General features: G+C 38.2%; 12 protein-coding genes. 8 read left to right on the forward strand and 4 right to left on the reverse strand.

Annotation, left to right across the window (positions count from 1 at the left end):
• The first annotated feature begins 216 nt into the window (after nt 1-216).
• Nucleotides 217-2,040: a hypothetical protein gene (locus ACOXY8_RS04900; protein ID WP_458330426.1), complete on the forward strand. Its 1,824-nt coding sequence runs from the start codon at nt 217-219 to the stop codon at nt 2,038-2,040.
• A 12-nt stretch (nt 2,041-2,052) separates the two neighbouring features.
• Here ACOXY8_RS04900 and ACOXY8_RS04905 read toward each other — a convergent pair whose 3' ends face one another.
• Both ACOXY8_RS04905 and ACOXY8_RS04910 read right to left on the reverse strand, forming a co-directional pair.
• The gene (locus ACOXY8_RS04905) at nt 2,053-3,300 is read right to left on the reverse strand and encodes a M48 family metallopeptidase (protein ID WP_458330427.1); all 1,248 of its coding nucleotides are present in this window, start codon (nt 3,298-3,300) and stop codon (nt 2,053-2,055) included.
• A 3-nt stretch (nt 3,301-3,303) separates the two neighbouring features.
• Nucleotides 3,304-4,308, reverse strand: a complete 1,005-nt coding sequence (locus ACOXY8_RS04910) for a PorP/SprF family type IX secretion system membrane protein (RefSeq protein ID WP_458330428.1) — start codon at nt 4,306-4,308, stop codon at nt 3,304-3,306.
• A 230-nt stretch (nt 4,309-4,538) separates the two neighbouring features.
• Between ACOXY8_RS04910 and ACOXY8_RS04915 the strand changes: the two genes are divergently transcribed.
• Both ACOXY8_RS04915 and ACOXY8_RS04920 read left to right on the forward strand, forming a co-directional pair.
• The gene (locus ACOXY8_RS04915; protein WP_458330429.1) at nt 4,539-5,144 is read left to right on the forward strand and encodes a cyclase family protein; all 606 of its coding nucleotides are present in this window, start codon (nt 4,539-4,541) and stop codon (nt 5,142-5,144) included.
• 109 nt (nt 5,145-5,253) lie between these two features.
• Nucleotides 5,254-6,252 carry a sterol desaturase family protein gene (locus ACOXY8_RS04920; RefSeq protein WP_458330430.1) on the forward strand — a complete coding sequence of 333 codons (999 nt, stop codon included), beginning with the start codon at nt 5,254-5,256 and terminating at the stop codon, nt 6,250-6,252.
• 60 nt (nt 6,253-6,312) lie between these two features.
• On the opposite strand, the gene ACOXY8_RS04925 is transcribed toward ACOXY8_RS04920, so the two are convergent.
• A complete protein-coding gene (locus tag ACOXY8_RS04925) occupies nt 6,313-6,843 on the reverse strand; it encodes a hypothetical protein (RefSeq protein ID WP_458330431.1) in 531 nt (176 codons plus the stop codon).
• Nucleotides 6,844-6,976: 133 nt separating this feature from the next.
• Between ACOXY8_RS04925 and ACOXY8_RS04930 the strand changes: the two genes are divergently transcribed.
• A complete protein-coding gene (locus ACOXY8_RS04930) occupies nt 6,977-7,675 on the forward strand; it encodes a head GIN domain-containing protein (RefSeq protein WP_458330432.1) in 699 nt (232 codons plus the stop codon).
• A gap of 18 nt (nt 7,676-7,693) precedes the next feature.
• Here ACOXY8_RS04930 and meaB read toward each other — a convergent pair whose 3' ends face one another.
• A complete protein-coding gene (gene meaB, locus ACOXY8_RS04935) occupies nt 7,694-8,695 on the reverse strand; it encodes a methylmalonyl Co-A mutase-associated GTPase MeaB (protein ID WP_458330433.1) in 1,002 nt (333 codons plus the stop codon).
• 231 nt (nt 8,696-8,926) lie between these two features.
• Between meaB and ACOXY8_RS04940 the strand changes: the two genes are divergently transcribed.
• The 4 genes from ACOXY8_RS04940 to ACOXY8_RS04955 all read left to right on the forward strand — a co-directional run bounded on the left by ACOXY8_RS04940 (nt 8,927) and on the right by ACOXY8_RS04955 (nt 12,073).
• On the forward strand, nt 8,927-9,685 hold the full coding sequence (locus ACOXY8_RS04940; RefSeq protein ID WP_458330434.1) for a hypothetical protein: 759 nt from the start codon (nt 8,927-8,929) through the stop codon (nt 9,683-9,685).
• A gap of 90 nt (nt 9,686-9,775) precedes the next feature.
• Nucleotides 9,776-10,573 carry an MOSC domain-containing protein gene (locus ACOXY8_RS04945; RefSeq protein ID WP_458330435.1) on the forward strand — a complete coding sequence of 266 codons (798 nt, stop codon included), beginning with the start codon at nt 9,776-9,778 and terminating at the stop codon, nt 10,571-10,573.
• On the forward strand, nt 10,570-11,616 hold the full coding sequence (locus ACOXY8_RS04950; protein WP_458330436.1) for a hypothetical protein: 1,047 nt from the start codon (nt 10,570-10,572) through the stop codon (nt 11,614-11,616). Before ACOXY8_RS04945 ends, ACOXY8_RS04950 begins: the two co-directional genes overlap by 4 nt.
• Nucleotides 11,585-12,073 carry a nucleoside-triphosphatase gene (locus ACOXY8_RS04955; protein WP_458330437.1) on the forward strand — a complete coding sequence of 163 codons (489 nt, stop codon included), beginning with the start codon at nt 11,585-11,587 and terminating at the stop codon, nt 12,071-12,073. The genes ACOXY8_RS04950 and ACOXY8_RS04955 overlap by 32 nt, the downstream gene beginning before the upstream one ends.
• Nucleotides 12,074-12,080 lie beyond the last annotated feature (7 nt).

The raw sequence follows: 12,080 nt of genomic DNA on the forward strand, positions 1-12,080 counted from the left end.
CTTATAAGTTTAGCTGCAATACCTATTATTGGCATATCATTTGGGTAATTAGTACAGTCTTATTTCGATTCTTAGGTGTTCAAAATCTGTCTTACATATTTTCTACTTTTTCTCCTCCTGTTGGTCTGCCATGTGGGAATAGCTCAACGCACAAAAGTTATTAGATATGACACGCTCAGATTGCCAGAAAAAAGCTATATCGTAATAGCTGACTCCATGTACTTTTTCGAATCGGATACTGTATTGATTCTGGCCGATACTATCAAATACAAGCGGGATTCCAAGCAAGTAACCAAAGAAATTCTTGAGGATTTGAAAACGAGAATGGGAAGGCGAAAACTTACAAAGGCAATCTATGATGCGCTCATTTCTGTACCTAGAGACCAGTTTGTCGTGGATTCAGCAAAGCTCACCAAAAGCACCCAGCCATTTGATCCTTACGAAGGAAAAATCATAGGCGATGTAGCTTTGAATAAGCTAACCGTGTTTGGCCCTGAAGTCGACGATACTACCAAAACAGCTAAAACGATATTTCAGCGCGCATTCAATGCATTACACTGGAAAACAAGTGGTAATGTGATTCGCAACAACCTTACAGTAAAAAAAGGTGAAACCGTAACCGCCTCCCGCCTTGCCGATGCTGAGCGTATTTTACGTGAACTGCCCTTTATCCGAGATGCTCGTATCGAAGTAGTACCCCGACCAAATTCAGATACAGTTGATTTAGTTCTTATCACTCAAGATGTATTTCCCTACTCCTTCAATATCGAACCGCGAGATATAGATGCAGGAATTTTAGATATAGACCAAAGAAATTTATTTGGTCTTGGCTATGAATTTGACAATCGACTTCAGATTTCCAACAATCAAGATCAAGTTGTGAATTATAGAGGTTTGATCAGGATACCAAACATTCGCAGATCGTTTACCGTTGGCGAATTTTCTTTTAGCAATAATTATAGGGAAAGAGGTGTTCGAGCCAATTTTTACAGAGACTTCATCACACCTCAGATAAAATGGGCGGGAGGATTAGAACTTAGCCATTTACAAGAACGCGGTGAAAGATTTGTGCCAATTGACACGTCAACAATATTCTTTTATAGCACCTACAATCAGCAAGATTTTTGGCTAGGTCACGCTTTCAAGTTGGGCTTGGCCAATGAAGATGCTGATGAAAGAACCCGACTAATATTAAGCGGGAGGTTCAAACGCACCGACTATATCAATAGACCCTTTTTTGTAACAGAAGAGTCAAACCAGCTTTTTCAAAATTCGAATTTATTCCTAGGAGCAATCGCAATTTCTCAAAGAAACTACTATAAAGATAGGTTGATTTATGGATATGGACGTACGGAGGATATTCCCATAGGATATTATGCTGAAGCTACATTTGGTTTAGAAAAAAGGGAATTTTATAACCGTAATTATGTTGGATTTAAAGCTTCAAAGGGAGGTTTTATCAACCAATTAGGCTATTTATATACATCCTTTTCTTATGAAACCTTTCTCAAAGCGGGAGGAATCAAAGAGCAAGGCCGAATTGATTTGGAGCAATTATTTTTCACCAACTTACTCGAAATAAAGAAATGGAGATTTCGCCAATTTATCACTTTTCAATACACACATGGACTCAATCGATTCAATGATGAGTTCATTACAATCAACAATCAAGATGGAGTTAGAGGCTTAAGTAGTCCCTTTTTCCGAGGCACACAACGACTGAAACTTAATTTAGAAACAGTTGCTTTCACACCTATTGAAGGTGTCGGCTTTAGAGTAGCATTTTATGGCTTTGCAGATATAGGGTATATTAACAGAAGTAAGGTTAATATATTTTCGGGCAGAATGTATAATGGTATTGGCTTGGGGCTTCGAATCAGAAATGATAATTTGACCTTCCGTGCTTTTGAGATGCGTTTGGCTTATTATCCAAACTTACCTGGAGATATCAATCCATTCGGCATAGACTTTTCAGGCTCATCCTCGGCGCGCTTCAACGATTTTATTACCACCCGCCCTGGTCAGCGTGAATTTAGGTAATATCAATCAGGTTCAATTTACGTTTTTCGTCTTTTCTAAATTGGCCAGCCGCTGTAATAAAGGCGGATGTGAATAATTGAAAAACACATACAAAGGATGCGGTGTCAAATGAGCTAAATTTTCCACCGACAGCTTTTTTAAAGCATTTTGTAATGGCGCTGCTGCATAATATTTGGCTGCAAAACTATCCGCCTCAAACTCATTTTTGCGACTTAGCAAATTACCCAACAGACCAATCAAAAAAGAAATAGGGCTATACAAAATCCCAAATGCGAGTAAGTTCAAATGAATTGCCCATTGGTCTCCTCCCAAAGCAAGCGATAGTTTAGACTCAAACAATAATAACGACAGTACAAAAAGCATTAGACCGGTGGTGAAAAAAGATAGAGCCATACTTTTAGGAATATGCTTCAATTTGTAGTGCCCGACCTCATGTGCTAATACTGCAACTAGCTCATTTGTTTCGTGTTGGTTGATCAATGTATCATAAAGCACAATTTGCTTCTTACGACCCATTCCGGAGAAAAATGCATTGGCACGGGAAGATCTTTTGGAGCCATCAATTACCATGATTTTTGTGAGTGGAAAATCAACCTTTTTGGCGAATTCGGCTATTTCATTTCTTAGCTCGCCATCTGCAAGCGGCTTAAGTTTATTGAAAATTGGTAATATCCACGAGGCATAGAATAGATTCATTAGCAGCGAGAAGGCCATCATGACTAAGAGAAATATCCACCAGAAATCTGAACCTAGCTTTTCTATGATGTACAAAAATGCAAATAATAACCCTCCACCGAGTATAGCTCCTAGCAAGTAGCCTTTGAGCTTATCTGCAATAAAAACCTTGAATGTAGTCTTGTTAAAGCCGAACTTCTCTTCGATTACAAAAGTGCTATATAACTGAAATGGCAAGCCAAAAAGGTCAGAAACTACCGCTAGCACTGCAAAGAATAAAAATGGCTGCCAAAAGGGATTTTCGATCCATTGGCGAAGATAAATATCCAACTCACCAAAAAGCCCGAATGATAATAAAGCAATAGTAAATGCCGCACTAATGGTAGAACTAATCAATGCAAATCGGCTGCGGACTTTCTGGTATTCCATAGCCTTGGCATATTTCTCTTCATCGTAAATTCCTCCCGCTTCTTTTGGTAGTTTTGGTGAAAAACGTTTCAAATTCAACCAAGATAACCAACGATCAAAAAGAAAGTGTGCAATGGTGATGATTAGAATAATCACTAAAATAGATGTACTACTCATACACTAAAATTTTGGTAGAGGTATTGGCCTTTTGTTTACAACAGGTCTTCTTTCATCGCTTATCGGAAACAAATAGGTAAGTGATAATTCATGTGCACCTCCAGAACTTGAGCCGAATCGTGAAACTGTGAAATCATAGCTATATCCGACTGAGAGATTGTCGTAGCTAAGACCCACAAGCATAATTACAGATTCATTGTATGGCAAAGTATTGAGCATGCTAATTGGCAAGCCTCTATACCATAAGCCAACAACCAAAGGCTCCAAATACAAATATGAACCAATATCTAATTGCTGAAAATCCGCCTGTGATCTGTATTGAAATACAGGAACCAAAGCTCTTTCTTTGAATGTATAAGCTAGCTCATATTTTCTTGGGCCTGAGGATAATGGAATCTTCCAACCACCATGAATGGAAGTACGCATTGGTAAAGTAGAAATCTCGCCTGTAAGGCTTTCATTTGGTTGGTTCACGTGAGAAAATGAAGCTCCCAACCAAGCAGTTTTAGTATAAAAAAGCCCTCCCAAATCAATAGATAGTAGGTTAGTATTTAAGCCACTGTTTGTGAGATTTGGCAAATTGGGGTCGAAGCCTCCCGTAGGATCCAACTGACTGGCAAAGACTAATTGACTAAAATCTACATTCCTACGCATATAGCCAACAGATACACCCGGCCTAAAGGTGAGCACTTCGTTCAGTTGCAATTGATAAGCATAACTAAGTGCTGCCGTCGTAGATCTAAGTCCGGCTTTTCCTTCTTGATCGGTCATAATTAATACGCCAAGGCCACTATTGTATTCAGGCAGCGCAAAATCTGCCCAAGCTGTATAGGTCACAAATGAAGAAGGCAATGAAGGCCATTGGTTGCGATAGTTGATTCCCATACGACCTTCTTCTCCACCTCCTGTAAAGGCAGGATTTAGGTACAGCTGTGAAGCATAAAATTGCGAGAATTGAGGATCTTGTCCATAGACATCCGTATTCGCAAAAAACTGCAAAAATACCATTAAAGATAAGTAAAATATGGGCCTTTGAAAAAGAGTCATTAAGGCAGTAACGAAGAAATTATTCTATTGATTTTTTAAAAGTTGTGTAATTTATACATAAAGCCTCATTTGAAAAATTGTTTTGGATTTACCACCAATAAAATAATTCACTAAACCTTCAAAAAGTATTTTGATAAATTTCAAATAAGGTTACAAATTGAGGCTCAAAATTTAATAAATCTTGAATAGAAATGGCCGTTATTGACTTAACATTGAGCATTACAGATAAAATTCCTGTTTTCCCAGGAGACAAGCGTCCAACCATAGAACCTGCTGCAACTATAGCTAATCAAGGTTGGAATGCACTCCGATATTCGTTTGGGACGCACTTTGCCACACATATAGATGCGCCTTTTCATATGTTAGAAAATGGAAAAAAACTAACTGATTTTCCGCCAGAAACATTTATAGGTGAAGCGATTGTCATTGATGTGAGAGGTCAATCTAGCATTGCGCATGATTTGGAAGAAGTGAGGGAGGGTGATTTTGTTTTCTTCCATACCGACCATATTAAAAATATTAGCGGAGATTATTTTGTTGGAAATCCTGTAATAAGTCCAGCAACAGCACAATTGCTGGTGGATAAGAAAGTAAGGATCGTAGGTTTAGATTCTTTTACGCCGGATGGGGCACCTTACAATGAGCATAAACTGTTCTTTAGAAATGATATATTGATTGTTGAGAACTTAGTTGGCTTAGAAACGTTACCTACTCAACGCTTCTCAGTAATTATAGCACCGCTTAAAATTGATCAAGCCGATGGTGCACCTTGTAGGGTATTTGCATTAATTCCTTAATTTAAAATCCAAAAAGCTCATCCCATCTACATACTTTTTATTGTCACATTAAGCGTATAATCCCTATATTGAGGTTTATTTTTTATCGAATTATAACATAAAATTATTTATGGATTTAGTGTCTCTATTCGGAGCTCCTCCAATATCTCTTGATGATTTAGGATTTATTGAAAAAAGTGCACCTGAAATTATTGTTTGGGCAGCACCTGTCATGTTCTTTTTTGCAATTCTAGAATACTATATTTCGAAAAAGCAAAATCATGACTTTTATGAATCTAAAGAAACCCTCGGTTCGGTTTTAGTAGGATTGGGAAATGTTCTTATTAGCTTTCTGATAAAAGCGGCACTATTGTTAGTGGTAGTAGTTATTTACAATCTGGTACCTTGGAGAATGCACCTTAACTGGTGGACATTCATTCCTGCATACATATTTTGGGATTTTTGTAGCTATTGGGCACATAGAGTTTCCCATAGTCAGCGTTTCTGGTGGGCTACCCATATCGTACATCACTCAGGCGAGAAGTATAACTTGACCGTTTCATTCAGACTAAGCTGGGTGCAGCATATCAAGTTAATTTTCTTTATACCTGCGATGCTTATAGGTTTTCACCCAATTATCATTTTTGTCACGAACCAAATCGCTGTGCTATTCCAATTCTGGGTTCATACCGAATACATCCGTAAGCTTCATCCAGCCATTGAATACATATTTGCGACTCCAAGTAATCACCGAGTACACCATGGCTCACAAGAGCAGTATATCGACAGAAATTTTGGAGCAACATTTATTATTTGGGACAGAATATTTGGCACCTATGAGCCTGAAGGAGAAAAAGTAGCCTATGGACTTACCACCAATATCGAACACAAAGCCAATCCTTTGCATATCAATTTTCACGAGTATAAGGAAATTTGGAAAGATGTGAAAGAAGCCGACACTTTTGGGGAAAAGTTATATGCCATTTTTGGTAGTCCAATCAAGATAGATCAAGCTAAAAAACGAAAAGCTGCCTTGGCACTTGAAAAGGAAAAACCTGCCCCAAAACCAGCTGATACTTATCAAAATACTATCAAAGATTTATCATTGGAAGGTTCGGCTTCGAAGTAATTTTTAAACTTAGAAGGGCTCTTAATTCTAAGGTCCTTCTAAGCATTTTTCTTAGTTCTTCTACAACACCTCCTTACTCAAATCGAAAGTAGCCTTAAACCTAAGGTTTCCATCTCGTTTCAGTACGTAATGTAATTGCTTATTTTCTTGATCCATTTCAAAAGACCATTCATTGCCTGCCGCGTAGGGTATCAGTTCTTTAGTGAATTTGTCGGCTGGAAAATACTGTATGAGGGAGCTTCCTGCTGAATTGGCATAGCCGCCGTAATTAGTCACCTCGTCGGGTGTGCCATCTTCGTGGCGATGATCATGTTTAAAAAGTAAGCCATCTGGAGTTTGTGTAAGGATCCAAGTGCGACTCTTATCTGCACCTACATGGAAAGGCATTCTCATTTCTGTATCATTGCAAGATTCGAATATCACTATCAATCGCTCATTACCCATCGGATTATCCTCAATTGGGAAAACTGGGACTCCTGCAAATGATTTTCCGCAATAAGCTCGCATATTATTGATGAAGTCCTGTTGTTGCGAAAAGACATTAGTTACAATAGATAAAATAAGAATTAGGGTAAGACCGACGTTTTTCATAAGAATGATTTTAAGATTCGTTTTCAACTAAAGATAAGTCTTAAAATCATTTCAAAAGAATATTAAAATTTTCTGAAGCTTGCTGCAACCTTTTGGACAAGCTATGCATCTTACCACAAAAAATATCAACATCATGAAAACAACATTCAGCTCCCAATTTTTCATTTTCTTTTATGCGTTAATATCCATCGCTTTTGTAGCAAATGGGCAAACTACTTCTCAAGATCGACCTGTAGGATCATTTACAGGAATTGATGTAGGAAGTGCATTTGAAGTAATTCTCACCCAAGGAAATGACCACAAAGTAGTAGTAGAAGTAGAAGACAAGCTTCACGATAAAATAGATGTAGAAGTGAGAAACAATACACTATATGTAAAAACCAATGGCAGAATCACTACCAAAAGAAAAATGGCAGTTTACATTACATTCGCTCAATTAGAGAGAATGAGTTTTAGTGGCGCCAGCAAAGTATCCGCTACTACCGACATCCGAGGTAATGATATGGAAATTGACCTTTCCGGTGCTAGCAAACTGGATTTAAGGCTATATGTGAACGATCTGGAATTCAGCGGATCAGGTGCAAGTAATACCACTTTGGCAGGAAACTGTAATAACCTAGACTTGGAATTGAGTGGTGCAAGTAAGTTTTCAGCTTTTGAACTTCCCTCTAATATAGCTTCTCTCGATCTATCAGGCGCGAGCAAAGTAGATGTAAATGTAGCTGAACGAATAGATGTAAATGCAAGCGGAAGTTCTAAAATCAGCTATAAAGGCAACGCCACAACAGGTCAATTGAAAACAAGTGGAGCTTCTTCAATCAGAAAGCTATAAACCACAATTTCTTATTTACTACTTAATATCGTAAAGCCGCAATAATTCTAAGGCAGCCCTAATTGGAGCTTTCACCCCAGCTTCAACCTCCCGCTTTAGTTCCGTTGCGGCTTTTTGTATAGATTCATAACTGTAAAACCGCTGCTCCAAATGAAATTTCACGGCATCGAACATCCAATTAACATTTTGCTCTTGCCTGTTTTTGATGAAGAATCCGTTTTGCTCCATTTCAGTTTTATAACTTTCTATTAAGTGCCATACTTCATCCAAACCATTTTTCTGCAAAGATGAGCATGTAAGCACTTTCGGGTACCATCCATTTTCGGCGGGAGGAAATAGATGCAATGCATTCTGATATTCTACTTTGGCTCTTTTGGCCATTTTCTCATTTTCGCCATCTGCCTTATTTATTACAATGGTATCGGCCATTTCCATGATCCCTTTCTTGATTCCTTGCAATTCATCCCCCGCACCAGCAAGCATTAGCAGCAAGAAAAAATCTACCATTCCATGCACCATTGTTTCGGATTGTCCTACGCCTACTGTCTCGACAAAAATAACATCGAAGCCTGCTGCTTCACAAAAAATGATGGCTTCTCGTGTTTTGAATCCCACCCCACCCAAAGCCCTGCCAGCTGCTGAGGGTCTGATGTAAGCGTTTGGATTATGAGCCAAAGCAACCATACGAGTTTTGTCGCCAAGAATACTGCCACCGGATCGCTGACTACTCGGGTCGATCGCCAGTACTGCCAATCGCTTGCCTTCCTCGGTTAGTTTTGTGCCTAGCGCTTCAATAAAAGTGCTTTTCCCAACACCCGGCACGCCTGTAATTCCTATCCTTATGGAATTGCCGCTATGAGGAATCAGCTTGTCCAAAATCAACGAAGATAATTCTTGATCTGAAGGCAAATGACTCTCAGCTAGAGTAATCGACTGACTTAAAATTACTCTATCGTGATTTAAAATACCATCAACATAATATTCAGGAGGAAAGCGCTTGGGCTTGCGAGATATTGCCATGCATGAAATTAGCTAATAAGCGAAAAAAAACATCATTGCAGAGAAATATTTTAAGGAATTAAGACCCAGATTGACAATGGAAACCACTAAAATTCGTTTAATGATATGGTGAGTTTATAAACTCAAAATCAATTATTTACGATTTAAAAATTGTGGTCTATAATTTGCTATACTAGGCCGTAACTATTAACAAACAAACCAATTATGTTAACTATCAAAAACACCACAAAAATGAAAATTCTCAGTAATTCTCTTTTTGTAGTAATTGCAGGGCTTCTAGTAAGTTCTTGCGGAAATAACACGGAAACCGAACAATTAAGAGCAGAATCCGACTCTCTTCGGGCTGAATTACAAACAACTACTTTGGCGGTACAAACTCTACAGCAAGTAGGTGCTTGGATGGATTCAATTGATAGCGGAAGAGAGAACTTGGAGCTTAGCCTTGAAAGAGGAATTCAGAGTGACGATTTTGTTGCTCGTATGGAAGCGATCAATCAATATGTAAAAGATTCAGAAAGTAAAATATCTGAACTGGAAGCAAATTTGAGTACAACAAGTAATCAAAGTCAAGCGTATGCTAGCACAATTAGCCGCTTAAGACAACAGTTGCAAAGTAAAAATGACGAAGTGGTAGGCTTACAAGAACAAGTAACTCGCTACAAAGTTGAAAATCAAGATCTGATCACTGCGGTGACAATGCGTGAAGAAGAAATCATGCAAAAGGACACTGAGCTTGAAATCAAAAGACAAGAACTTGAGCTACTTGAAAACCGCATAATGGGTTTATTCGAAGCTGCTAAAGTAAACCAAGCTGATGCACTTTTCGCAAGAGGTCAGGCGGTAGAAGAAGCTGCTAACAGAACTAGATTAGCTCCTAAAAAGAAAAGAGAAACATATCTTGAAGCTTTGGATTTATACAGACAGGCCGTTAATCTTGGCCATGAAGAAGCTAAAACCAAGATGGAAGAACTTCAGAAGATCCTCAATTAGGTAAATCTGGAGGAACTAAGGTTGAAACCCCGGCACGAGATGTCGGGGTTTTTTGTTTTATAGCTATCTTGTGAGCCAGATTGAAACCACATGCGCTTACAAGATATTACAATTTACCCCATAAAATCTTTTGCTGGAATTGACCTTACCGAATCAGAAGTAAACGAGCGAGGACTCCTCTACGATCGCAATTGGATGCTTGTAAATAAACAAGGGAAATTTATAAGTCAAAGAGAGTTCAAAGAACTAAGTCTGTTGACAACAGAAATTGATAATGATAAACTTAAGATTACTCATCGGTTTCAGAAAAATTTTCACGTTCAATTGGGCTTAAATGAAAGCATGTTTGCCACAAGCAAAGTGGCTCTTTGGGATGATATCATGTTTGCTGAAAATGTGAGTGAAGAAGCCAGTCAGCAACTATCGGAAATGCTAAAGCAGGAAGTTTCGCTTGTGAAGATTGGAAGAAATACATCTCGTTTGGCAGATTCTAGATTCGTCGATTCCGAAATTCAAGTGAGTTTTGCTGATGGCTTTCCCTTTCTCATTATTTCTCAAGCCTCATTAGACGATTTGAATAGTCGGCTCGAATCGCCAGTGGAAATGAATAGATTTCGGCCCAATATTGTAGTAAGTGGATCAGAACCATTTGAAGAAGACAAATGGAAGGAAATCCAAATTGGTGAATGTATCTTCCAAATTGTAAAACCATGCGCAAGATGTGAGATCACAACCATAAACCAACAAACGGCTGAACGAGGAAAAGAACCTTTACGCACACTAAGTAAATATAGAAGAGATGGAAATAAGGTATTGTTTGGGCAAAATATGGTTTCGCTCAAAAAAGGCAAAATTAGAATAGGAGACGAAGTGAAAATCCTTAAATGAATACAGCCAAAAAAGAGCATTTTTTTAGAATCACAGCACTTTGGGCATTGAGTGAATCGATGCTTGGTGGTATTTTGCATGGTCTCAAAATTCCTATCACCGGAATATTGGTTGGTGGATTGGCAGTGGGATATATCTGCATGTTAGCCTATTACACTTCCTCCCGCAAGGACATACTCACTGCTACTATTTTGGTAATGTTGATCAAAGGACTTTTAGCACCGCATTCACCATTCGGTGCATACTTCGCTGTGTTTTTTCAGGGCTCGATGGGCTGGCTTATTTTTTCCACCGTACCATCGTTTAGATTTGGCGCCATCTTATTAGGACTTATCAATTTATTAGAATCCGCTTTGCAAAAATTGATCGTAACTACCATAGTGTTTGGTCAAGATGTTTGGGTAGCATTGGATGAATTCGTAAGCTATGTACTTGGGCAATTTGGCATTTCGAATGAACAGTATATTTGGACTATTTTGGCTGTGTATTTAGGTATTTACAGTATTGCAGGTTTATTTTTTGGCTGGCTTGGTGGAACAGTTCCAAACAAAATCGCTCAGTATAGAATCAAATATCCCGATCTGATTTTTGATGCTAATTTTATTGAAACTGATGAAAAAATAAATCCAAAAAAGAAAAGCAGAAGAAAAAAGATAGGCAAAAAGCTAATTGTGTGGATTTGGATAATTTTGCTTATCCTACTGATAATGCCAATATTCAACTCAGACCTTGAACTACTTCCTCAGCAACGAATCGCCCAATTGTTGATCCGATCATTTTTAGTAATTGCTGGCTGGCTTTTCATAATTGGGCCATTACTAATGAACTACTTCAAAAGTTGGATGGCAAAGAAACAATCGGACATGTCGAAAGATATTTCGCAAGTACTTGGTTTAATGCCCGAAACAAAATGGATTGTAAAAGAATCTTGGAATCAGGCGAGAAATCAAACGAAATTCAATCAATTTACTTATTTTAGTAAAGTACTACTTATTAATTTATTCCCAGAAAATGAAAAACGTAATTATACTAACCGGCTCTAAAAGAAGTGGCAAATCAACCGCAGTAGAAAACTGGATAAAAAGAAAAGCGGGAGGAGTTGTTGGCATTTTGAGCCCAGAAATTAATGAAAAAAGGTATTTCAAATCTATTAGAACTGGTGAAGAATGGGCGATGGAAGCTTCAGAAAATGAAGAAAGCTTAACCATTGGCAAATACAATTTCTCCAAATCGGCCTTCGACAAAGCCTCTGAAGTATTGCTAAATGCTGCAAAAAACGAAACTGCTGAATTATTGGTTATCGATGAAATTGGTCCACTTGAACTAAAAAACGAAGGTTTTTATGATACACTAAAAAGCATTCTTGAAATGGAGGAAGGAATTGGATCCATTTTGCTTGTAGTGAGAGAAGGACTTGTGAATGATATTCGCCAGCATTTTGGCATTGCAGAGGAAAACTCAAGAGTGATGTTGATTACAGAACTACTAACCAAGGCCTAAATTTTTG

Origin of the sequence: Peijinzhouia sedimentorum, assembly GCF_049340005.1 — a bacterium.
Lineage (GTDB): Bacteria > Bacteroidota > Bacteroidia > Cytophagales > Cyclobacteriaceae > CAXBDP01.

What these genes read in the sequence shown, in the direction of transcription:
- ACOXY8_RS04915 (WP_458330429.1), top strand. Translation starts at nt 4,539, where the DNA reads ATGGCCGTTATTGACTTAACATTGAGCATTACAGATAAAATTCCTGTT.
- ACOXY8_RS04950 (WP_458330436.1), top strand. Translation starts at nt 10,570, where the DNA reads ATGAATACAGCCAAAAAAGAGCATTTTTTTAGAATCACAGCACTTTGG.
- ACOXY8_RS04905 (WP_458330427.1), bottom strand. Translation starts at nt 3,300, where the DNA reads ATGAGTAGTACATCTATTTTAGTGATTATTCTAATCATCACCATTGCA.
- ACOXY8_RS04925 (WP_458330431.1), bottom strand. Translation starts at nt 6,843, where the DNA reads ATGAAAAACGTCGGTCTTACCCTAATTCTTATTTTATCTATTGTAACT.
- ACOXY8_RS04945 (WP_458330435.1), top strand. Translation starts at nt 9,776, where the DNA reads ATGCGCTTACAAGATATTACAATTTACCCCATAAAATCTTTTGCTGGA.
- ACOXY8_RS04920 (WP_458330430.1), top strand. Translation starts at nt 5,254, where the DNA reads ATGGATTTAGTGTCTCTATTCGGAGCTCCTCCAATATCTCTTGATGAT.
- ACOXY8_RS04930 (WP_458330432.1), top strand. Translation starts at nt 6,977, where the DNA reads ATGAAAACAACATTCAGCTCCCAATTTTTCATTTTCTTTTATGCGTTA.
- ACOXY8_RS04910 (WP_458330428.1), bottom strand. Translation starts at nt 4,308, where the DNA reads ATGGTATTTTTGCAGTTTTTTGCGAATACGGATGTCTATGGACAAGAT.
- ACOXY8_RS04940 (WP_458330434.1), top strand. Translation starts at nt 8,927, where the DNA reads ATGAAAATTCTCAGTAATTCTCTTTTTGTAGTAATTGCAGGGCTTCTA.
- ACOXY8_RS04900 (WP_458330426.1), top strand. Translation starts at nt 217, where the DNA reads ATGTACTTTTTCGAATCGGATACTGTATTGATTCTGGCCGATACTATC.
- ACOXY8_RS04955 (WP_458330437.1), top strand. Translation starts at nt 11,585, where the DNA reads ATGAAAAACGTAATTATACTAACCGGCTCTAAAAGAAGTGGCAAATCA.
- meaB (WP_458330433.1), bottom strand. Translation starts at nt 8,695, where the DNA reads ATGGCAATATCTCGCAAGCCCAAGCGCTTTCCTCCTGAATATTATGTT.